Genomic DNA, 23472 nt, shown 5'->3' with positions numbered 1-23472 from the left:
TAGGTAGCGGCCCCAAGGGTCGTTGATTCGCAAGTCCAGCGCGAAATTTGCGTATGGAGGTGAGGAAAGACGATTGCGGCGACCCAAAACGTTCAGTCTGCTGAAGGCATTAGGCTTGGCATTGCTTGCCGGGCTCGTGGTCGGATGTCAGTCGTCGGGAAATGTTAGCTCACCAAACATTTCCGAAACGGTCCCCGCCGAAAGGGCACTGGCCTTGCCTCCGCCAGGCGGCCCTTCGATTGTCAGCGTCGTCGAACACAAGCGCGGCAACGGCACGGAGCAGATGATTTCGCTCTACACATCATCTTCCGTGTCCGGGCAGAATTTTCTTAAAGTGCAGTTCCTTGGTGCGTCGGGCGCCAATCCCGGCATCGGAAGCGCTTCCTACCAGATGATCAGTGAGAACGGGATAATCCGCGAAGCATTTGCCGCCGTGCCCGGTGTGCAGATGGCCCGATCGGCGACCTATCTGCAAAACAGCTATGGACCGTTCAGCTACGCGTCGGGCGAGAGCGGTTCGGGCGACACGTGCATTTACGGCTGGCAGCAGATCCGCTCCAGCCGGTCGGCCCACACACAAGCGCGCAACTTCGGAATGATCCAGGTACGATTGCGCCTTTGCGATGCACGAGCAACCGAAAGGCAGTTGCTGGGCATCATGTACGGCTACACAATCGTTGGGACGCTCAATGGAGAAATCTGGAATCCGTTTGGATTTCCGCATGGCGCTGATCCAACACTCGGGCGCCCCGGCAATCCGATCTATCCCGATGAGGGCGGCTACAGGAACACACCGATGGCCTTCGGCTATGAACCTGCCCGTCCGGAAATCCAATCTCGTGTCGTTCGCGTACGCAGCGTTCAGCCGAAAGCCGAAGAGGCCCCTCTGCAATTGCCGCCCCCGACAGGTCCTCGCGTACCACTGCCGGACGGCTCCAGCGGTCAGCCGCAACCAGACATGTCAGCAGCGCCTTCGAACGAACAGACACAACAGAGAACCGTGACGGCAAGCGGCGTCACTGTGCCATTGCCAGAGTGTATAGGGGATTCGGCCATGACGGCCGCGTGCCAGAGATAGACGTGAAGGGGCTGTGGTGTTCCCAAGCGCCCAGCCTGCATTGTCAAAGGGATATTGATGCATAAAGCCCGAAGCATCATTACGTGGGCCATCGTTTCTCTGTGCGTGATCGCGTTGATCACATTGCCAGTGAACCTTCAGACCCAGCTGATCGCGAGCATTGTCGTTGTCGCCGTGATGGCGATCATCAAGGGGTTGAAGGCTGAAGGCACATGGAGGCTGATCGCCCTCGCCTTCGGCACCTCAATTGTTCTTCGCTATGTCTACTGGCGCACGACCAACACGCTGCCGCCGATCAACCAGCCGGAGAACTTCATCCCCGGTCTGCTGCTCTATCTTGCGGAAATGTACAGTGTGGCAATGCTGGCGCTCAGCCTGTTCATCGTGGCCACGCCCTTGCCTCCGCGCCCATCGCGCGCGAGCAAGGAAGAGCGTTTTCCGCATGTCGACGTGTTCGTCCCTTCCTACAACGAGGATTCGCATCTCCTCGCCAACACGCTGGCCGCGGCGAAGGCCATGGATTATCCAGCCGAAAGACTGCATGTCTGGCTGCTGGACGACGGCGGAACCTTACAGAAGCGCAACTCCAACAAGTTGCTCGAGGCCCAGGCGGCTGTGGCGCGTCACAACGAACTCAGGAAGCTTTGTGAGGATCTCGACGTTCGCTACCTCACGCGCGATCGAAACGAACACGCCAAGGCCGGCAACCTCAACAACGGAATGAAGCATTCAAGCGGCGAGTTGATCGCCGTCTTCGATGCCGACCACGCGCCAGCACGCGACTTCCTGCTCGAAACTGTTGGCTATTTCGATGACGATCCGAAGCTGTTCCTCGTTCAGACACCGCATTTCTTCATCAACCCGGATCCACTAGAACGCAATCTTCGAACCTTCGAAAGAATGCCGAGCGAAAACGAGATGTTCTACGGCATCATCCAGCGTGGCCTCGACAAATGGAATGCGGCGTTCTTCTGTGGCTCTGCCGCCGTTCTCAGCCGGAGGGCACTGGAATCCCAAGGGGGATTCAGCGGCATCAGCATCACCGAGGACTGCGAGACCGCACTTGCCCTTCATGGCAGCGGATGGAACAGCATCTATGTGGACAAGCCGCTGATCGCCGGGCTGCAGCCGGCGACCTTTGCAAGCTTCATTGGCCAACGCAGCCGCTGGGCACAGGGGATGATGCAAATTCTGCGCTTCCGCTTCCCCTTGCTGAAGCGCGGCCTGACGGTCCCCCAACGCCTTTGCTACATGTCGTCGACGCTCTTCTGGCTCTTCCCGTTTCCCCGCACGATCTTCCTGTTCGCACCGCTTTTCTATCTCTTCTTTGATCTGGAGATCTTCACAGCATCGGGCGGCGAGTTCTTGGCCTACACGCTGGCATACATGCTGGTGAACCTGATGATGCAGAACTACCTCTATGGGTCGTTCCGCTGGCCGTGGATCTCGGAACTCTACGAATATGTTCAGACGGTTCACCTGCTCCCGGCGGTGGTTTCGGTCATGCTCAATCCGCGAAAGCCAACCTTCAAAGTAACGGCGAAGGACGAGTCCATTGCCGTCAGCCGCCTCTCGGAGATCAGCCGACCGTTCTTCGTCATCTTTGCCGTACAGCTGGTCGCTCTGGCGGTAACATTCTATCGGATCTATGCCGAACCGTACAAAGCAGACGTCACCCTCGTGGTCGGCGGCTGGAACGTGATCAACCTGATTATGGCCGGGTGCGCCCTCGGAGTCGTTTCCGAACGTGGCGAGCGGGCCGCGTCCCGCCGCGTACGGGTGAACCGTCGCTGCGAATTCGGGGTCGGCGGTAAGTGGTACACTGCATCGATCGAGGATGTGTCGGTACACGGCGCCCGGCTGCATGTGTTCAACAAGCAGCTGGACCCGATGGTGATTGGCTCCGAGGGGGAAATTCGTTTCCAGCCACACAGCGGCGCAAGCATCGAAACGCTGCCGCTCATCGTCCGAAACATCCAGCCTTCCGGCGAGATTCTGGCCGTTGGCTGCCAATATGTTCCGAAGAATGCCCTCGACCATCGGCTGATCGCCGACCTGATATTTGCGAACTCCGACCAGTGGACGCAGTTCCAGCAGGCACGCCGCCACAATCCTGGTCTTATTCGCGGAACGATCTGGTTTCTCGGCCTTTCACTCTACCAGACGAGCCGAGGCCTCGTGTATCTTTTCCGCAGTATGAGGCCCGAGCGCGAGCGGCAACATCAGGCCGCGAAGGCAGGCAGCTGATGAAGAAGATCGCATCGATCTCTGCGTTCGTTCTCGCCGCCTCAACAATTGCCTATGCGCAGACGGCGCCCTTCGACATGTCGGGCGAGCGCGAGCAAGGCAGCACGCCAATGGTGCCGAGATTGACATTGCCGGCGGCGCCTGCACCGGCGACGGTCCCACAGACCTCCGTTGCACCGACGAGCCCGGCACCATCGGCGACGCCCGCGCCGGCGGAACCGCCTCGCCCCCAATCTGCTGCACCCGTCGGCCCGGCGCCCGCAGAAGCGCCGCCACCCGTTCGCCAGCGAACCGCCGATGCGCTCCGGAGATTTGTTATTCCATTCACCAAGTTCGGGTTGGATGGCGAGTATGATCGCAAATCGTGGTCGGTCTACATCACACCGGAGCAGGCCGCAGCACCGGCGAAGTTCAATTTCTCCTATCAGAATGCTGTCGTCGTTGCTCCGGAGGCGTCTGAACTGACGGTTCTTCTGAACAATCGGATCGTCGGACAACAGCAGATTGGCTCCTCGGACGCACCATCGAACGTTTCCTTCGACGTGCCCGTAGGGCTGCTGCAACCGGGCGCGAATCTCCTCACATTTGAAGCAACCCAGCGCCACCGCACTGACTGTACTGTTCAATCCACCTATGAGCTTTGGTCGGACATCGACCCCGCAAAGACCTATCTAAGCTTCAGCGGGCAAGAGGCAGCCAAGTTTTCCAGCACGGATGCCATTCGCGCCATCGGTGTCGATGAAACCGGCAGGACGCAGTTCAATCTCGTCGTGCCGGCGCTCCAGCAGCCAGGCACAACAAAGCCGCTGCTACGCCTAGCGCAGGGACTTGCGGTTCTGAGCGGCATGCCGAACCAGACATTTTCCTTCAGCCCGAGCTCGCTTCCTCAGCCTGGAGCCGGGCGCATGACCGTTGTCGTGGGAACGCCGGCCGAACTCCAGCCAGTCATCACTCCGCCGCCGGCCGCCCAGACGGCGCCGTCGGCCTCTTTCGTGACGGACCCGAAGTCGGGGGCCCCGATTCTCTTGATCAGCGGCCCATCCTGGCCCGCAATTTCGTCCGCGATCGACACGATCGTTTCGCCTACCGACCGCCCCGCGACGGCTGTTCGCGACACGCTGGCAACGCAGCGCTGGAGTGCTCCGGATGCGCCGCTGGTTCTCTCCGACACGAACCTTACCTTTTCGCAGCTCGGCGTGAAGACGGCGGAGTTTTCCGGACGCCGCTTCCGGACCAATTTCAATATCGGCGTGCCGTCCGATTTCTATGCGAACGCTTATGGCGACGCCACCGTCCTGCTGGATGCAGCCTACACACAAAACATCCTGCCCGGCAGCCATATCGACATCTACGTCAACGGCAACATCGCTTCGACTGTGCCGATCTCGTCGACAGGTGGAGGCATCTTCCGGCACCTGCCAATTCGCGTGACAATGCGGCATTTCAAGCCGGGCTTGAATACGTTGTCGCTTGAAGCCATCCTGATGACGAAGGAGGACGAGGTGTGCGTGCCTGGCACGACTGCCGGAGCAGCACCGCGTTTTGCACTCTTCGACACCAGCGAGATTCACATACCGGACTTTGCCCGGATCGGGCAGCGGCCGAACCTTGCCGGTCTATCCGGTACCGCATATCCTTATAATCGAGCGACACAGCCAACGCCGCTTTTCATCGACATGATTGATAGCGACACCTTGTCTGCGACCGCGACGCTGCTCGGCCAAATGGCCGTCGCTGCTGGCCGCCCGCTCGACATGGAGCCGGCCGCGACGCCAGGTGCCATCGGCGAACGGGACGCAATTTTCATCGGCTCCATTTCGCAAATGCCGGCAGCCGTGCTGACGCAACTGAACATTGCGACGACCAGTCAGGCATCCTGGCAACCTCCAGCAGCGACGCAGTCAAATCAGACAGAACCTTCGGTGAGCTTCGACGATTGGCGCTCGAAAGTCAGTGGCGGCGTGTGGCGCGGCCAAATCACATCGTTTCAGGAGTGGCTACGCCGCAACTTCGACATTTCGCTGAGCTCACTGCAGTTCGTGCCAGGGTCAGAACAAGTCTTCACGCCTTCCAACGCCGAGAGCTTCCTGATCGCTCAGGGTAAGAGCGCAGCAGGGGGATCGACCTGGACCGTTGTCACGGCTCCCTCCGCCAACGATCTGCGCGAAGGCGCCGAGGCACTCACCGCACAAGTCAACTGGCCGCAGGTCGCCGGTCATATCACCACCTATTCCAGCAAGACCGGTAAGATCGTCAGCGTCCCGGTTGGCCGCTTCGACTTCGTGACTTCTCAGCCGTGGTCAATTTCAAACTACCGCCTGATTGCCGCAAACTGGTTGTCGACCAACATCCTGTCTTACGCGTTCCTCCTGGTCGTCCTTTCGCTGCTGATCGGAGTGACAACGGCTGGCATGCTTTCCAGGCTGGGTAGGCGCGAATGAAGAGACTTCTAAAACTGATCTGTGCCGCAAGCTTTGCGGTTGCCGCTTTCTGCCAGTCCGCGCAGGCGCAAGGTCCGGGGATCACCCCGGAAGCATGGGGCGCGTACAAGGCGAAGTTTCTCGATGCGAGCGGCCGCATTGTCGATGACGCAAACGGCAATATCAGCCACAGCGAAGGTCAAGGCTATGGTCTGCTCCTGGCTTACCTTGCCAACAGCCCCGCCGACTTCGAGCAAATATGGTATTTCACCCGCACCGAACTCTTGTTGCGCGACGATGGCCTTGCCGCCTGGAAATGGGATCCCACGGTCACGCCTCACATCACCGATACCAACAATGCGTCGGATGGCGACCTCCTGATTGCCTATGCCTTGGCCCTTGCGGGGTCAGCTTGGAAGAAGAGCGAATATATCGAGGCGGCAGCGAAGATGGCGCAGGCGCTACTGTCGCACCTCGTGATCAATTCGGGTGGACGCACTCTGCTGCTGCCGGGCGCCAGCGGTTTCGATTCTCCCGATCGCAAGGATGGCCCGATCATCAATCCCTCCTACTGGGTCTATGAAGCAATCCCAGTGATGGCGCTGCTTGCGCCGTCAAACGCCTGGCAGAAACTATCCGACGACGGTCTGGCGCTGCTGCGTGCAATGCAGTTCGGCCCACGTAAGCTGCCCGCTGACTGGGTGAGCCTCAATCGTATGCCGGAGCCCGCCGCCGGCTTCGACGCGGAATTTGGATACAATAGCCTGCGAATCCCGCTCTACCTCGTTCGCGCGGGAGTTTCGGACAAGGCTCTGCTGGCAAGATTACGCGAGGGAATGACCGCCGAGGACGGCGTGCCGGCGACGATCGACCTCGCGTCCGGCAAGCCGAAAACGCTGCTGCCGGACCCCGGTTATCGAATTGTTAACGATGTCGTGGCCTGTGTGACAAACGGTACGAAGCTGCCTGAGTCGTCGCAGCGATTTGAGCCATCGCTCTACTATCCATCGACCCTTCATCTACTTGGGTTGGCATTTATCGGGGAGAAGCATCCGGAGTGTCTGTGAAATCCTCATCCGTTGCAATTGTGGTTGCGGTGGCGGTGGCCGGTCTGGTGGCCGCCCTGAAGGATCGCGCAGCGCTACAGGAGATGCTGGGCTTCGCACCGGATCAGGCGCCTGCACCGCAATTCATGCTTATGGGTCGCGTCAAGGGGCCGGAGATCAGCTCCAAACCGCAAATTGACGTCCAGGCCATTACTGATCGGTTGCAGGCAGCAACCACGGTTCCGCCGCCGGCATCTCAAGAGAGCGGCGTGACCGGAGGCCCATTGGTTGTTGCCCAGGCACCGCAGCAGCAGCCAACCCCCGCCCCGCCAGCAAAGCCCGCACAGCCAAAAGTCGACGAGAGCGCATTGCGCTATTTCGCCAGCCGCGGCGACAAGGCGCGACTGCAGGCGGAGATCGCGCGGCTGCAGGCACTTTACCCGAACTGGGTGCCGCCAGCCGATCCTCTGGCCGTTCCCCAGGGCGGCGACCCGCAGTTGGAGCAAATGTGGCAACTGTACTCGGAGGGGCGCTATGCGGAACTCCGCAAGGCCATTGCCGATCGGCAAGCCTCCGACTCGGCATGGCAGCCGCCGCCGGATTTGCTTGACCGGTTGGATGTCGCCGAGGCCCGCGCGCGCCTCGTCAATGCCTCCGACCTGAAGCAATACGCAACCGTCATTCAGATCGGCGCCAATACGCCGAGCCTTCTGACATGCAGCGACATCGACGTGCTCTGGAGAGTAGCAGAAGCGTTTGCAAGGACGGATCGCGCACCCCGTGCCCGGGATGGCTACGTCTATATTCTGAAGAACTGCACCAATCCGCAGGAACGTCTGGCGACCATTCAGAAAGCGTCCGCTTTGTTGTCCTACGCGACAATGCAGGATCTCCTGGCGCTCGAACGTCCTGACGGCAACGGCGGCCGCGAATTCGACAGCATTCGAAACGACTTGGCGCGCCGCTTTGTCGCCGCTGGTAACGACGACCCCGATCTCGCCGTGGCCCCGGCTTATCTCCAGATTGTCCAACGACTCGCCGAAACTGAAGGGCTTGCATCTGACAGCCTTCTACTTGGTTGGTACCAGCTTCGCCGGGAGAATTATGCGGACGCGGAAAAATGGTTCCGGGCAGCACATGAGAAGGACGACACGGCTCTTGCCTCCCAAGGCCTGGCGCTGGCGTTAATCGCCGAGAAAAGGCCCCAGGAGGCGGAGGAAGTGGTCTACAAGTGGCGCGCCTCCTCCAAGGACGCGACTGCGACCTATCTCGCAGCGACAGCCAACCTGATGGCCCTGCAGCCGCCGGCTAACCTCAGCGAAGCGGTGCTCTCGCGTATCGCCGCAGAGGTCATTGCGCAGAAATACGTCCCGACGGCGCAGCAATTCGGCTGGTTTGCCCGTACGCTCAACCAACCGCAGACGGCGGCGCGCTGGTTCGAGACGGCCTTGCGTTGGAAACCGGACGACGAACCGTCTGCTTACGGATTGGCCATCACGCGCCAACAGCTACGGGACCGGGCGGGCGTGGCTGAGATCCAGCGCCTGTGGGCGGGCAAGTCCGAGCGCATCGCGCAGCTGGGCGAAACAAACAAGCGGCCAGCCACGCAAGCTCCGCTTCCAGCGCCCAGCGAGACAGTGCCGCAGGGTGAAACCGTTTCGCCACCGGAGATCGTTGGGGTCCCGACCGAGCGAATTGAGGGCACGAGCCCACCGGTCGCGCGCCAACCCGCGCTGCAAACGGTAACGGTTCGCCGCGGCGCGCGGCAACTGCGCGGATGCACGACCACGGTGAATGCGCAGTTGCTCGATCCGGAAACGGCGCTGTCGCGTGGCTGGTGCCTGATGGACATCAATCGCCCCATGGAGGCAGCAAAGGCGTTCGAGGCGGCGCTGGCCAGTCCGAACCGCAAGACACGCGAAGACGCAGCCTATGGCCAAAGCCTCGCGTATTTACGCGCCGGTTTGTCCAACAACGCCGCCGTCGCGGCCACGAAGGCGCCACAGACACAACAGCGTGCGGCCGAACTGCAGGTCGCGATCTTGGCCGACAGGGCCGTCGCCGCCTTCGGCGCCAAGCGCTATCGCGAGACCCTGATATACCTCGATCAGCGTGCACAACTCCGGCAGGAGCCGATCGACCTGATGGTGCTGCGCGGATATGCCTATTTGAGTATGAGTATGTACGGCGACGCTGAGCGGATATTCACGGCTGCGGCTGCGACGGGCAACAAGGACGCCAATCGTGGCCTTGCCGATCTGAAGGCAGCAACGCATCCCGATACCAACGATTGACAGTGGAGAGACCGCGCGTAGCGGGGTCTACTTAAAAATCAAGGTAGACGCGTACTCTCAGGCGCATGGTTTCTATCGAGGCTTTGGGCGTGGACCATCCCCTTCACCTTGCGTCGAGCCGCCCGAGCAACACTTTCAGCAAGAATAAACACGCATCCCAGGAAAAGCAGGCAGGCGCCTGTCAGTCCTCCGATCACCTCGATCTTCACCATTAACCCGATGCACGCGATCAGCGCGATCGTCAGAAGCGCCACGGCACCGTCATCGATGAACATGCCGACGATTTCTTTTATGGCCATCCTCAGGATTTTCATCTGACGACCTGCCTGACGTGAGAGGCATGATAGCGTTGGAGCGTTCTTACCAACGCGAAAGAGGCCAGGATGAGCACCAAAAGGATCGGCAGCAGCGCCAGATCGTCTCCCGGCCATTCCGCGCCGATCCCCTCGCCCGCCCAAAAAATTCCGAATGCGCTCAGGAGCACTCCCACAGCAAACTTGAGGCTGTTTTCCGGGACAGTCGACAGGGGTTTGTGCACAGCGAAACCGACGACAAGAACCAATAGACAAGCCGCCGCCGCGCCAACACTTGCATAGCAGATCATTCCTCGGCCCGCGCCAGTCGCAATGACAATAAACACGACCTCGACCCCCTCGAGGAGAACCGCCTTAAAGGCGGTGATGGCAGCCAGTAGATTTGCGCGGCGATCGGAGGCCTGCATGCGAAGTTTGTTCGTCTCTTGTACGAAGGCTTTCTGCTCATCATGCAAAGCAGTAAAGCCTGATGCTCTGAGGATCGCCTTCCGTAGCCATCGCATTCCGAACAGAATGAGCAACGTCCCGATCACAAACTGCATGAGCTCGATTGGAATCATCCCAAGAAGTGATCCAAGCGTGAGCACCAGAATCGCCAGGACTGCCAGCGCCAAGCCAGTGCCGAGGAAAGCCGGCCGCCAACCCTGCGTCACGCCAACCGCCAAGATAATCGTGAAAGCCTCTACAACTTCAACCAGCGAACCAAGGAACGAGGCCGTCATCGTAGACGATATACTTGTAACGGTTGTCATAAGTGTTCCGAATTCATTTTTCAGCTTAACAAGCGCGCCACTCCGGCATCCGAAAGGAATGCCCAGCGGCGCCTTCAGGCACTTTGACCGATTGTGCTTGCCTGCGCGAACCGCCGACGTTTAGCCGGTATTGAGCCCCATAAAATGTTCCAGGCGGTCGGCAAAGGCGCCGTCCCAACCCTCAGGTGTGTCGTTTTGCTTTTGGGTCGCAAAGCTGACGCACGCCTGAAGAACGGTATTCGCCGAGCAGGATACCAGCCAACCGACGATTTTCTCGCAGGTCCGACCCTTCGAGCAACAAGCGACGGATTTCCAACGCACCACATTCAGTTCGCGTTGTGCAGACGGCGTAAAAGATTCGCGGTGGCTATTCGAGCTCGATCTTGGCGTCACGCACGACAGGTGTCCACTTGGCAATCTCCGCCTTGACGTGCGCAGCGAGCTCTTCCGGTGTGGAACCCACGATAACGGCACTGAACTCGGTCATTCGCTTGCCCACTTCAGGATCGGCGAGCGCCTTGTTGGCTGCTGAGTTCAGACGGGCTACGACATCCTCAGGGGTGCCGGCGGGAGCGAACAATGCGTTCCAGGTATAGGTTTCATAGCCGGGAACAGTCTCGGCAACGGTCGGCACATCGGGGAAGGATGGCGCGCGTTCCTTGGTGGTGACCGCAAGTGCACGCAGCGTGCCGCTCTTGATGTGGCCAGACGAGGACGGCAGGTTGTCAAACATGATCGGAACCTGATTGCCAAGGACATCGTTCAGCGCCGGGCCTGACCCCTTGTAGGGGATGTGCTCCATTTCCACTCCCGCCATTGCCTTGAAAAGCTCACCGGATAGATGCAGCGGCGTACCATTGCCGGAGGAGGCATAACTATATGTGCCTGGATTGGCCTTGAGGAGCGCCACCAGTTCGGCAACCGTTTTGGCCGGCAATTCGGGATTGACGACGAGAACGTTCGGAACGACGACCAACAGCGAGATCGGCGCAAAATCCTTTTCAGGATCGTATGGGGTTGACTTCAGGATCAACGGGTTGAGCGCGTGGGTCGCGACGGTCCCCATCAGGATCGTGTAGCCGTCAGCATCGGCGCGCGCAACATTGCCTGCGCCGAGATTTCCGCCTGCGCCTGCGACGTTCTGCACGATCACCTGCTGGCCCAGATCCTCGGACATCTTCTGCGCGAGGATGCGGGCAACGACGTCAGTCGATCCGCCGGCTGCAAACGGGACGACCATCGTCACCTGCCGATCGGGAAAATCTGCCGCTCGCGATGGTGATGCGGCGACCAACGCCGCGGCCACAGCAAGGCCCGCAGCAAGCGTGCTGCGTCGGGTCAGGTTCAGTTTCGTCATCCTTATTCCTCCTCGTTGCGGTCTGTTTGTCGGCGCGATGCTATTTCGTTGGTTCAGTCTTCTTCCTGGAAAACCTCCTCGCGCTTCGCCTTCACCGAAGGCAGGAACACCACCAGCAGGACGGCAAGGGCGATCAGAAGCAAAATGGCGCTGATTGGACGTGTGACAAACGTCATCGGATCGCCGCGCGACAGGATCATCGCACGCCGGAGATTTTCCTCCAGCAATGGTCCCAGCACGAACCCCAGGAGCAACGGTGCGGGCTCGCAGCGCAATTTGACCAACAGGTAGCCGGCTAACCCGAAAAAGGCGACCGCGTAGAGGTCGTAGACATTGCTGTTAACGCTGTAGACCCCGATCGAGCAGAAGGCCATGATAATCGGGAAAAGTACGTAATAGGGAATTGTCAGCAATTTAACCCAAAGGCCGATCAAGGGCAGGTTGAGCACAACCAGCATCAGGTTGCCGATCCACATGGATGCGATGATCCCCCAAAACAGCGCCGGCTGCTCGGTGGCCACATTTGGACCCGGCACGATCCCCTGGATGATCATGGCGCCGACCATCAGCGCCATCACCGGATTTGCCGGAATGCCCAGCGTCAGCAACGGAATGAATGAGGTCTGGGCACCGGCGTTGTTGGCCGATTCCGGCCCGGCCACACCGGCGATGGCGCCATGACCGAACTCCTGCGGGCGGTCGGAGATGCGCTTCTCCACTGTGTAGGAGGCAAAGGCGGCAAGGATGGCGCCGCCACCCGGCAGAATCCCGAGTGCGGAGCCAATCGCCGTGCCACGCAGAACCGGGGCGATCATCCGCCTGAAGTCCTCGCGGGTCGGCCAGAGGCCGCTAACCTTAGCCATCAGCACCGTGCGGGTCTTCTCTCCCTCCAGGTTGCGCAGGATTTCCGCAACACCGAACACGCCAACGGCAACGGCAACGAAATTCAGTCCGTCGGCATATTCGCGAATGCCGAGGGTAAAGCGGGGCGTTCCCGTATAGATATCCGTACCGACCAGTCCAAGCAGCAGGCCGAGCGCGACCATGGCGAGTGCTTTGACAATCGAGCCGTGGGCGAGGGCAACCGAGGACACCAGGCCGACGATCATCAGTGAGAAGTATTCGGCGGCACCGAATTTCAGGGCAAGTGCGGTGAGCGGGATTGCGAAGATCGCGACGAGGAAGGTCGAGACGGTGCCGGCAAAGAACGAGCCGAGCGCCGCAATCGACAGTGCCGCTCCTGCCCGGCCGCGACGGGCCATCTGATAGCCATCAATCGCCGTCACCGCCGAGGAGGACTCGCCGGGCATGTTGATGAGGATCGCCGTGGTCGAGCCGCCATACTGTGCCCCGTAGTAGATGCCCGCCAGCATGATCAGCGAGGAGACAGGCTCCAGCTGGAAGGTGATCGGCAACAGCATGGCGATCGTCGCAGTCGCCCCGATCCCTGGCAAGACACCGATCAACGTACCCAGCAGCACACCGATGAGGCAGAAAAGAAGGTTTTCCGGTGAGGCCGCGGTGCTGAAACCCAAGGCAAGATTGCTGACAAGATCCATCGCCGCCTCCTAGAACCGAACCCACGGGCCGAACCGCTCGAACGGCAAGCCAAGCGCATAGCTGAAGACAATGACCGAGAAGAGGGTTATCGCGACCGCAAGCACCAACGCCAGCGGCACCTTCATCCGCGAAGATGCGAAGGCCGCCACCAGCGACACCAGAAACAGCGACGGCACGAAGCCCATCCCGCGCACCGTCAATCCAAAGACGATTGGTGCCGGCAGGATGAAAGCCATGCCGCGCAGCGCCATCGGGCTTAATGGTTCGCCGTGCACCCGTGTTGCCTGGATCAGCACGATCAGGCCAAGAAGCGTCAGGACGACAGCAAGCAGCAGCGGAAAGTAGCCCGGACCCATTCGCAGGGCGGTGCCGAGTTCAAGATTAAGACATTGATAGATGAAGAAGCAGCCCAACCCGATGAAAAGCGTGCCGCAAAGCGCGTTGGTGCTGTCGAATGTCAGCGATTTCATATGTCCCCCTTGGCGATGGTCGTAGCGCGGCTCGCCGGCTGTCCCGAACGCGAAAAGCACGGCCGACTGCCGCAGCGATCGCGCCGCCCGAAACCCATTCCGGGCGGCAATCGACATAGCTAGTCGGCGTATTGACCCGCCGCCTCGATCACAGGCTTCCAGCGGGTAATCTCTGCTTCGAGTTTAGCCTTGAGGGCGGCCGGCGTTGCATCCGCCTCCGGCGATGGCTCGGTGCCGAGTTCGGCGAAGCGGGCCACAACGTTCGGGTCCTTGAGGGCAACCTGCAGCGATTTCGACAGCCGCTCGGTTACCGCAATCGGTGTACCCTTGGGCGCATAGATCCCATGCCAGATGCCGACCTGGAAGTCGGCAAGACCCGCTTCGACTGCCGTCGGTACATCGGGAAGCACCTTCAGTCGTGCCGGCGAAGTGACAGCGTAAGCCTTGATCGTGCCGCCCTGGATCTGCTTGGTCGTGTTGGTGGTCTGGTCGCACATGATGTCGACCTGGCCGCCGAGCAGGTCAGTCATGGCGGGGCCGGTGCCTTTGTATGGAACGGTGGTCAATGGCGTTTGGATTGCGCTCATCAGCATCATGCCACACAGGTGCGAAGCCGCGCCGATGCCGGCATTCGCAACGGTGACGCTATCCTTGTTGGCCTTGACGTATTCGACAAGGCCCTTGAGGTCAGCCGGCTCAAAATCCTTGCGCGCAACGATCGTCATCGGCACGTCGGTCACAAGGCCCACATACTCAAAGGAATTCAGGGTGTCATAGGCAAGCTTGCGATAGAGCGTGGCGCTGGTCGCCATGCCGATATGGTGCAAGAGCAGCGTGTAGCCATCTGCATCAGCCTGAGCGACGCGGCCTGCACCAAGGGTACCGCCAGCGCCGCCGACATTTTCAACGACGATCTGCTGGCCGAGGTCCTTCGACATCGACTCGGCAACCAGACGGGCCACAGTATCCGTCGGGCCGCCGGCGGCAAACGGGACGACCATCGTGATCGTCCGTTCCGGGTAGGTTTGAGCGATTGCGGATGCGGAAACGAGCGAAGCGGCAGCGATGGCCGTCACGCCCAGCAAGGCATTCAATATTTTCATTTCATCCTCCCAGTAACCCGCCGGAACGGCTCCCCCCGCTCCGGTCACGAACTGTCACTGTGGAACGCCTAGTGCGCCGGACAACCGGCAGAGGCATAGCTCCTTGCATTTTCCTGCATGATACCACACGAGACGGGTGGGAAAGGGGACAAACGAACGGGATCGTGGGTGGATTTCCACCCATTCACGCTTCGTCCTCATCGTCGCTCCTGCCTTTTTCAAGCCCGTATTTCTGCATCTTCTCGTAGAGCGTCTTTCGCGAAACGCCGAGCATCTCATAGACCGGACGGAGACTGCCGCCGTGGGCGGCGAGCGCACTGGCAATGAGGCCACGCTCGTAGGCAGCAACCCTGTCTGCGAGTTTCTGATTTTGCTCCGCTGTGTCCTCCGGCTGGAGATCGAGACCAAGAACCAGCCGATCGGCGGCGTTGCGCAATTCACGCACATTGCCCGGCCAGGTCCGCGAGCCTATCCTGCTGATCGTTTCTGGCCGCACCTCCACGTCGCTGCGCCCGTAGCGGGCGGCCGCCTCTCGAACAAGCTGGAGAAACAGAAGCGGAATATCCGCCTGTCGTTGCGCAAGCGCGGGCACGTGAATAGTAGCGACATTGAGACGGTAAAGAAGGTCTGGACGAAAGCGGCCCTGCGCGACTTCGGTCTCCAGATCAACCTTGCTCGTCGCGATGAAGCGCACGTCGAGCGGTACAGCCTCGTTGGAGCCCAGGCGCGTGATAACGCGCTCCTGCAGCACGCGCAGGAATTTAGCCTGAAGATCGAACGGCATCGAACCAATTTCGTCGAGCAGGATCGTGCCACCTCGGCCGTGCTCGAACTTGCCATATCGCGGCCGAAGAGCTCCGGGAAAAGCACCGGCTTCGTGTCCAAACAGCTCGCTTTCGATCAGGGTCTCCGGCAACGCAGCGCAATTGATCGCGATGAACGGCTTTTCTGCGCGGGCGCTGGTATCGTGCAACGCACGGGCTACCACCTCCTTGCCGACGCCCGTCTCACCGATGATCAGTGTGTCGGCATCCGTCGCTGCTATTGCACGCAGTCGATACCGCAGGTCCACCATGGCCTGCGTGCGTCCCGGCAGGCGCGCCTCGATGTCGTCGCGTTTGCCGGCCACGGCGCGCAGCCGTCTGTTCTCGAGAACCAAACTGCGCCGATCCAGCGCGCGTCGGATGATGCCAACCAGATGCTGGGCCGCGAAGGGCTTTTCAACGAAGTCATAGACCCCGGCGTGCATGGCGCTGACGGCAAGCTGCACATCTGCGTGTCCCGTCACCAGAATGACCGGTATCTCGGAATCCATTTCGCGGACGCGCTGCAACAAAGTCATGCCATCCATTCCGGGCATCCGGATGTCGCTGATCACCACGCCGTCGAAGCCATAGCCGACCCGCTCCAGGACCGGCTCGGCGCTCGCGAATGTCGCGACGTCGAGTCCGAACAGGCTGAGCGCCTGGGCGGAAGAGCGACGCATCTCCTCTTCGTCGTCTATCAGGAGTATCCGGCCTTCCTTCATTCGGCCGCCTCACTGACAACGGGCGCGGCATCAAGCACGATACGGAACTCGGCGCCCCCGTCTTCTGCATTGCTGACCGAAAGGCTGCCACCGAAATCCTTGATGATATTGTAGGAGATCGACAGGCCCAGTCCGAGGCCGCGGCCAACGCCCTTCGTGCTAAAGAACGGATCGAAGATGCGCTCGGCGATCGCGGGAGAAACACCCGGACCATGATCGCGGATCGTGAGGATCATCTTGGCGCCATCCCGAACCGCCACGACATGGATACGTCGGTCATCAAGACCTTCCACCGCATCAGCGGCGTTGGTGATGATATTGACGAGAACTTGTTGAAGACGCACAGAGCCCGCCTGCACGGCGGCGGAAGGTTCGCCGAGGTCGATGACGAGTGTCGCGTCCGCCACTTTCAAACGCGCGGAAACGATTTCGAGCGTATCGGCGATCGCAGTTGCGAGCGAAACCGGCCCTACCTTTTCATTTGGTTTGCGCGCAAAATTGCGCAGGTGTCGGCTTATCGACGCCATCCGGTCTATCAGGCCGGAGATGCGAGAGAGGTTATCGCGGGCCTCGTCGACTCGATCGCGCGCAATCAGCATTGCGGCACTGTCCACATAGGTCTTGGCGGCAGCAAGCGGTTGGTTGAGTTCATGCGATAGCGCGGCTGACATTTGCCCGAGGCCAGCAAGTTTTCCTGCCTGGATGAGATCCGCCTGTGTCTGGCGAAGCTTCTGTTCGGTCAGGCGCCGCTCGGCGATCTCCTCTTCGATGCGCTGATTGACGTGCGCGAGAGCGGCGGTCCGCTCCTCCACGCGCTCCTCAAGTTCATTGCGCGCATCGATCTGCATGCGCATCCGCTCCTGCGCCCGGGCGCGACGCTGCAGCACGATCGCGACAACCAGCCCCATCAGACCGATTGAAAGCAGCACCGCGATGAGCATGGTCCGCGCCTGCGCATGCACTGAACTTGTGTCCATCAACACACTGACGGTCCAGTCGGCATCCCTCATATAGTGAGAGAGCGTCAGATACTCCCTGGGCGCGGCGCCGTCGGCGACTGTAAGCAGCCGATGACCATCAGCATACTGCTCGCTAATTGGAAGTGGCCTGAGAACAGCCTCGGCATAGCGGCGCGATGCCTGGGTGCGTCGCAGGCGCTCCTCTGTCAATGGCAGGACGGAGGAATATAGCCACTCGGGGCTACCGGTCATGAAGATGATGCCTTCCGGGTCGGACACCAGTATCTTGTACTCACCGCCCTTCCACGACCCCTCGATCGAGTCGATGTCGACCTTGAAGACGATAACCCCGCGTACGGTCCCGTTCACCTGGATGGGAGAGGCGAAGTAGTAGCCTCGCTTCAATGACGTCGTGCCGAGCGCGTAAAACCGCGCCTGACTGCCCCTTGCAGCGTCTTGAAAGTAGGGGCGGTAGCTGAAGTTCTCCCCCACGAAGCTCGTCGACCCATCGTAATTGCTCGCAGCGATCGTATCGCCGTTCATCCGCATCACATAAATGTCGGACGATTCAAGCAGGCTATTGATTTCCTTGAGATAAGTGTTTGCTCTACTGCGGAGAGCCTCATTGCCGGGATCGTTCACCAGTTGCTTGATATTGTCATGATCGGCAATCAATTCAGGCAGCGGTTCATATCGGCTCAGATGCCCCGCAAGCGCCGAAACGGCCAGACGCAAGGCGGAACCAGCCTGCAAAGACGCCTCGTTCATATAGCTTCGCGTCGCGAATTCCCTGCCGGAAGAGATAGCCGCGTAGCAAGCAGCCGACAAAAGGCAGAGTCCGACAAGAACACGAAATCGCTGCTTCACGAACGCGGGCTCCTCCCTCCCCTCGCCATGGCCCTTCCGAGCATAGAGTAAGTGTAGAGATCAAAGGCAGAGTTTCCAAGAGCGATCCCGATGGATCCGCCTGGCCAGAAATGGCTTCGCGCATGACAACCGAAACAAATGGTCCGCTGGACAGGCGGCAGGCTACTCGGCCGCTTGTCGCCGAGCTGTAAAGCCGATCTGCATTCTCTGCGGATTCTCCTGGCGAAGTGTGCGCAGCATCTCCTCGTACTCTCGCTCCATCTCCGGCGTTACAGAAGGCCGCACCTCCTGCAGCGCTATTGTGAAATCCTCGTTGGTGACCGTCGATGCGTCGAGAGACTGGCGAAGCGCGATCAGCCCTGCCCGCCGCGTCAGATCCTCCAAATCGGCTCCGGTGAAGCGCTCCGTCTTTTCAGCCAGGTCGTCGAGATCGATGTCGCCAGCCAATGGCATCCTCTTCGTATGAATGCCCAAGATCTTCCGCCTCGCTTTCGCATCCGGAACGGGAACATAGACCAACTCGTCGAAACGGCCCGGGCGAAGCAGAGCCGGATCAAGCAGGTTCGGGCGATTGGTGGCAGCCATAACGACGACACCCTGCATGTCTTCGAGGCCGTCCATTTCAGCCAGAAGCGTATTGACGACGCGCTCTGTCACGGCGGGCTCGCCCAAGCCTCCACCTCTCGCAGGTGCCAACGAGTCAATCTCGTCGATGAAGACCACGGTCGGCGCGACCTGTCTGGCGCGTTCGAAAAGGCGGGACACCTGCTGCTCGGATTCGCCGTACCATTTAGACAGGAGATCGGACGATTTGGTTGCGACAAAATTGGCCTCGGCCTCGCGAGCGACCGCCTTCGCAAGAAGTGTCTTGCCGGTTCCGGGCGGTCCGAATAGCAGGAAGCCCTTCGCCGGACGGATGCCCATGCGCTTGAACGACTGGGGAGATCGAAGCGGCAGTTCCACCCCTTCTCTCAGCCTCATTTGCGCTTCATCAAGGCCGCCAACATCCTCCCACCGGACATTGGGGGCCTGGATCATGATTTCGCGCAACGCCGATGGCTGTATGCGCTTCATTGCGGACATGAAATCATCTTGCGATACCGTGAGTCTTTCGAGGACCTCGGCGGGGATGCCATCCCTCAGATTGATATCCGGCAGAACGCGCCGCAACGCGTCCATGGCCGCCTCGCGTACCAATGCACCGAGATCGGCACCGACAAAGCCGTAGGTCGTCCGGGCGATCTCATCCATGTCGGTGTTTTCAGCGAGCGGCATTCCTCTTGTATGGATGGCAAGAACCTCTCGCCTTCCATTCTGATCCGGCACCCCAATAACGATTTCGCGGTCAAAGCGCCCCGGCCGACGAAGCGCTTCGTCGATAGCGTCGCGCCTGTTGGTCGCGCCGATCACCACGATGTTCTGCCGCGGCTCCAACCCATCCATCAGGGTCAATAGTTGAGCAACGATGCGCCGCTCCACTTCGCCGGTGACTTGCTCGCGTTTTGGGGCGATGGAATCGATTTCGTCGATGAAGATGATCGACGGCGCGTTTTGCGACGCCTCCTGGAACACCTGCCTCAGCCGCTCCTCGGACTCACCGTATCGGCTGCCCATGATTTCGGGGCCGGCGATATGGTAGAAGTTGGCTTCCGTTTCGTTGGCAACGGCTCGCGCAAGCAGCGTTTTGCCGGTCCCTGGAGGGCCGTAAAGAAGAACACCCTTCGGCGGATCGATCCCGAGCCGCTGAAACAGTTCAGGATGGCGCAATGGCAACTCGACCATCTCCCGGACTTGGTCCACAGAAGACCCCAAACCGCCAATATCGTCGTAGGTAACGTCTGCCCTGCGTGCTTCCTTCGGCTCTTCGAACTGCGGGCGAAGCTCAACGACGGTTTGCTCAGTCATCTGGACGATGCCGCGCGGCTGCGTCGACACGACCACGAGCCTGATTTCTTGGAGGCCGTATGCCGGCAGATCGAGAAGGTTTCGCAACGCCTGATCCCGCGGATCCCGTCCGCTTGCGCGCTGCTGGACGGACGTAGAGATGACGTCGCCTGCGACCATGGGCCGATGCAGAAACGTTCGCTGCAATGCCTCGCCGGAGCCCTGGAGAACGAGATTTTTCTGCGCGGGCGCGAGCACGACCTTGGCGGCCGCCCTCGCCTCGACCTTGCGAACCTCGATGTGGTCGCCGCTCGTCGCACCTGCATTGACCCTCTGCAAGCCATCGAGGCGCACAATGTTGAGCCCTTCGTCATCCGGGTAAGGCTGCATCGCAATAGCGGCCGTGTGACGCTTGCCTATCAACTCGATGAGATCGCCCTCGCGCACGCCAACCTTATTCATAGCCGTAGCGGATAGCCGCGCTATGCTCGCTCCGGCGTCCTGTGGCCTCATGTTGGCAACTTGCAGCGTTAGAACCTGATCGTCCGGAACAGACATCACCCTCTCCACAAAATCATTCCTGAAACACGATCAGGTGGTAGCTAGAGGCGCAGAGAAAAAGGCAAGCCACGGAACGGTGCAAGCGCGGTCCGTTGGCACTCTTGCCAGCCCAAAACGGGTGGTCCGCACGCACCTCCGGCTACCGGTTGGAGACAGAGCCCATATTTGAGGGGGCGTCTCCGAGACCAACTACAAAGGTCGCAGGAAACGATGGGACTTTCGTCCAGTCCAACGGCACCTACGTCGCAAACTTCGTTCAACCTAAGTAGGTCCCTGACAGCCCGTGAACTCCCTTACCATACAAGGTGGAATCAAGTCGGAACCTCGTATCGAGGATTGGGATCCGACCAAGGAGGGGGCAATGGACTATCGTGCGTTCTTCACCAACGCCCTGGATGGGCTACGTCAGGAAGGGCGCTATCGCGTCTTTGCCGACATAGAAAGAGTGGCGGGCGCCTTTCCGCGCGCCCGTTATCATGATGGCGAGCGCGTCCGTGATGTCATTGTCTGGTGTTCCAACGACTATCTCGGCATGGGGCAGAACGACAAGGTTCGGAAAGCCATGCATCGTTCGATCGACCTGTGCGGCACCGGCGCCGGCGGCACGCGCAACATCGCCGGCACCAACCATAGTCACGTCCTGCTGGAGCGCGAATTGGCCGACCTCCATGGCAAGGAGGCCGCTCTGCTGTTTACGTCGGGCTACGTCTCCAACTGGGCGGCCCTTTCTACCCTTGCGGCGAAGCTGCCGAACTGTGTCGTCCTGTCCGACGCCGGCAACCATGCCTCCATGATCGAAGGCATTCGTCACTCCCGGGCCGACTACCGGATCTTCAAGCACAACAGCCCAGAGGATCTGGCACGCTGTCTGAGCGAAGTCGAACCCGGCCGCGCAAAGCTGGTCGCCTTCGAGTCGGTCTATTCCATGGACGGCGACATCGCGCCGATCGCGGAACTGTGTGACGTGGCTGAACAGTATGACGCCATGACCTACCTGGACGAAGTCCATGCCGTCGGCCTCTACGGCCGGCATGGTGCAGGGATCGCAGAGCGTGATGGGGTGATGAATCGTCTGACAATCATCCAGGGCACGCTCGGCAAGGCATTCGGGGTCGTTGGGGGATACATCGCATCCAGCGCTCCGGTGGTCGACTTCGTCAGATCCTTCGCCTCCGGCTTCATCTTCACGACGGCGCTTCCGCCGATGCTTGCGGCCGGAGCTCTTGCCTCCGTAAGGCACCTGAAGGAGAGCCAACGGGAACGGGAAGCTCAACAGCGTCACGTTCGGATGCTGCGCGAGCGCCTCGACGAACGGGGCATTCCGCACCTCGCCAATCCCAGCCATATCGTGCCGGTGATGGTTGGCGATCCGGTGAAATGCCGGACCGTCGCCAATCTGCTGCTCGACGATTTCGACATCTATATCCAGCCGATCAACTACCCAACCGTTCCCCGCGGCACAGAAAGGCTGCGCATCACCCCTTCGCCCCTCCATAGCCGGGCAGACATCGATCGGCTGGTCGCGGCCCTGGACGAGGTTTGGGAGCAGATGGGGCTCGCTCGCGCTCTGGAGACCAGAAAGCAGCCGACAAGGGTACCGATACCGGCTTGGCAGCCAAAGGAACCGGCCATCTGCGCCGGCTGTCGCACCCTCTTGGCGATGAGCAACTGTTCCACCGGTGGCGACCGCGCCGCGATTGCGAGTGCCACCTTGGCGTAGAGGGCGTCGTCATGAACGGAAGACGGCGATGGACGAATAAATCTCGGCTCGACGCCACCGTGCAAGGTTGCGTCGCCTGGCTGCGGAAAATGGCATCGGCGATCGCGCTTGCGGCGATTGCCGCCGCCGTGCTCGTCAGCCCCCTTCTTGTCGGAAAGTCACGTTTGGGCGCGGGCTCGCCGAAACTTGTCTCGGATATAGGCCTCGTTTCAAATGCCCACAACGCTCCGACCGTCACAACGGTCACGGCCGAAACCCGGCGTCTCGAGACGCGCACGATCGTCTCTGGATCGCTTGTGGCGCGTGAGGAGGTGTCCGTTGGAACCGAGAGCCAACACGCGAGAATTCAGGCGGTCCTCGTGGAAGAAGGCGATCAAGTCCATGAAGGGCAGATACTCGCCATCCTGGCGTCCGATCTCGATGAAATCGCTGTCTCGATGAACGAGGTCGAGATCGAGCGCGCGAACGCCCTCCTCCTCCAAAGCGAAAGCTCGATCGCCCTGGAAGAGGCCAATTTGGACCTGGCCCGCAAGGCACTCGAAAGGGCCCAGCCGCTATCACGCAGTGGGGTGACATCACTTGACGCGCTCGAGCAGCGCGAGGCCGACGTGAAGGTAGCCAAAGCCAAGCTGAGGACCGCGCAGCAAACGAGACGGGTTGCCATCGCAGAACGCGCGATTGCCTACGTCAAACGCCGAGAGCTGATGACCCGCCTCGAAAAAAACCGGATCAGGGCGCCCGCCACCGGCATCGTCACCGAGCGGATCGCAAGGCTCGGCGACATCGCCTCTGCCGACGCGCCGCTATTCCGGCTTGTCAGAGATGGTCTCGTCGAGTTCGAGGCCATGGCGCCAATGCGTCTTGTCGGGCGCGTTCAAACTGATTCGCCTGTCCTCGTCACGGTTCAAGGTATGGGCACAGCCGTTTCTGGCACGCTGCGGCATATCGCGCCCAGCGTTGATCCGTCCACCAGGATGGCGCGCCTTCGCATCGCCCTTCCCCAATCCGATGTTTTGAAGATCGGCGCCTTCGCGCGCGCCGAGCTGCCTTATGTCGAAGGAACGTCGCTTGTCCTGCCTGTCGCTGCCGTCCGTCAGGCGCCTGAAGGAGCGCAGGTGGATGTGGTGACCTCAGGTGTCGTTGAAAGGCGAAGCGTGGTGACCGGGGAGCAGACGGCTGAGCAGATCCAGATCCTGTCAGGTCTGCGCGAGGGCGAGTATGTCGTGCTGCGTGCAAGCGGAATCGTCCAGGCGGGTATGCGTGTGCGACAGGTGCCCGTCGCCTCCGTTCTCGCCTCGAGCAAGTGAGGTTG

16 protein-coding genes are annotated in these 23472 nt (G+C 60.4%); 7 read left to right on the top strand and 9 right to left on the bottom strand.

Translation table 11 applies throughout. From position 1 onward, the window contains the following. The first annotated feature begins 73 nt into the window (after positions 1-73). From bcsN to FHT77_RS25820, 5 genes are read left to right on the top strand one after another with little or no spacing between them, the layout of a single operon-like run. Positions 74-1078, top strand: a complete 1005-nt coding sequence (gene bcsN / locus FHT77_RS25840; RefSeq protein ID WP_183757717.1) for a cellulose biosynthesis protein BcsN — start codon at positions 74-76, stop codon at positions 1076-1078. Between the two features lie 57 nt (positions 1079-1135). Then, entirely contained in the window at positions 1136-3325 is a 2190-nt protein-coding gene (gene bcsA, locus FHT77_RS25835; RefSeq protein WP_183757715.1) for a UDP-forming cellulose synthase catalytic subunit, read from the top strand. Next, entirely contained in the window at positions 3325-5766 is a 2442-nt protein-coding gene (locus FHT77_RS25830; protein WP_183757713.1) for a cellulose biosynthesis cyclic di-GMP-binding regulatory protein BcsB, read from the top strand. Before bcsA ends, FHT77_RS25830 begins: the two co-directional genes overlap by 1 nt. Then, a complete protein-coding gene (locus FHT77_RS25825) occupies positions 5763-6812 on the top strand; it encodes a glycosyl hydrolase family 8 (RefSeq protein ID WP_183757711.1) in 1050 nt (349 codons plus the stop codon). Before FHT77_RS25830 ends, FHT77_RS25825 begins: the two co-directional genes overlap by 4 nt. Beyond that, positions 6809-9085, top strand: coding sequence for a cellulose synthase (locus FHT77_RS25820; RefSeq protein WP_183757709.1), 2277 nt, complete (start codon positions 6809-6811; stop codon positions 9083-9085). The genes FHT77_RS25825 and FHT77_RS25820 overlap by 4 nt, the downstream gene beginning before the upstream one ends. A 38-nt stretch (positions 9086-9123) precedes the next feature. Here FHT77_RS25820 and FHT77_RS25815 read toward each other — a convergent pair whose 3' ends face one another. The 9 genes from FHT77_RS25815 to FHT77_RS25775 form a co-directional block, all read right to left on the bottom strand. Then, positions 9124-9384 carry a hypothetical protein gene (locus FHT77_RS25815; protein WP_312859775.1) on the bottom strand — a complete coding sequence of 87 codons (261 nt, stop codon included), beginning with the start codon at positions 9382-9384 and terminating at the stop codon, positions 9124-9126. 11 nt (positions 9385-9395) lie between these two features. Then, positions 9396-10151 carry a COG4280 domain-containing protein gene (locus FHT77_RS25810; protein WP_183757705.1) on the bottom strand — a complete coding sequence of 252 codons (756 nt, stop codon included), beginning with the start codon at positions 10149-10151 and terminating at the stop codon, positions 9396-9398. Between the two features lie 367 nt (positions 10152-10518). Then, positions 10519-11508: a Bug family tripartite tricarboxylate transporter substrate binding protein gene (locus FHT77_RS25805; protein WP_183757703.1), complete on the bottom strand. Its 990-nt coding sequence runs from the start codon at positions 11506-11508 to the stop codon at positions 10519-10521. A 53-nt stretch (positions 11509-11561) separates the two neighbouring features. Then, the gene (locus FHT77_RS25800; RefSeq protein WP_016552143.1) at positions 11562-13067 is read right to left on the bottom strand and encodes a tripartite tricarboxylate transporter permease; all 1506 of its coding nucleotides are present in this window, start codon (positions 13065-13067) and stop codon (positions 11562-11564) included. A 9-nt stretch (positions 13068-13076) separates the two neighbouring features. Continuing rightward, positions 13077-13538: a tripartite tricarboxylate transporter TctB family protein gene (locus FHT77_RS25795; protein ID WP_183757702.1), complete on the bottom strand. Its 462-nt coding sequence runs from the start codon at positions 13536-13538 to the stop codon at positions 13077-13079. A 119-nt stretch (positions 13539-13657) separates the two neighbouring features. Continuing rightward, complete coding sequence (locus tag FHT77_RS25790) at positions 13658-14641, bottom strand: tripartite tricarboxylate transporter substrate binding protein BugD (RefSeq protein ID WP_183757701.1); 984 nt, start codon at positions 14639-14641, stop codon at positions 13658-13660. A gap of 184 nt (positions 14642-14825) precedes the next feature. Next, positions 14826-16169, bottom strand: coding sequence for a sigma-54-dependent transcriptional regulator (locus tag FHT77_RS25785; protein WP_183757699.1), 1344 nt, complete (start codon positions 16167-16169; stop codon positions 14826-14828). Beyond that, the gene (locus tag FHT77_RS25780; RefSeq protein ID WP_312859774.1) at positions 16166-17995 is read right to left on the bottom strand and encodes a sensor histidine kinase; all 1830 of its coding nucleotides are present in this window, start codon (positions 17993-17995) and stop codon (positions 16166-16168) included. The genes FHT77_RS25785 and FHT77_RS25780 overlap by 4 nt, the downstream gene beginning before the upstream one ends. 162 nt (positions 17996-18157) lie before the next feature. Next, positions 18158-20437, bottom strand: coding sequence for a CDC48 family AAA ATPase (locus FHT77_RS25775; protein WP_183757697.1), 2280 nt, complete (start codon positions 20435-20437; stop codon positions 18158-18160). A gap of 364 nt (positions 20438-20801) precedes the next feature. On the opposite strand from FHT77_RS25775, the gene hemA reads away from it, so the two are divergent. Together hemA and FHT77_RS25765 are read left to right on the top strand one after the other, a co-directional pair. Further along, positions 20802-22160, top strand: coding sequence for a 5-aminolevulinate synthase (hemA, locus tag FHT77_RS25770; RefSeq protein ID WP_183757696.1), 1359 nt, complete (start codon positions 20802-20804; stop codon positions 22158-22160). Between the two features lie 89 nt (positions 22161-22249). After that, complete coding sequence (locus tag FHT77_RS25765; RefSeq protein WP_246720182.1) at positions 22250-23467, top strand: efflux RND transporter periplasmic adaptor subunit; 1218 nt, start codon at positions 22250-22252, stop codon at positions 23465-23467. The last annotated feature ends 5 nt before the right edge of the window (positions 23468-23472 follow it).

The organism is Rhizobium sp. BK181, assembly GCF_014193305.1.
In the GTDB taxonomy this organism is placed as follows: domain Bacteria; phylum Pseudomonadota; class Alphaproteobacteria; order Rhizobiales; family Rhizobiaceae; genus Rhizobium.
This window is presented reverse-complemented; position numbering and strand designations above follow the sequence as displayed.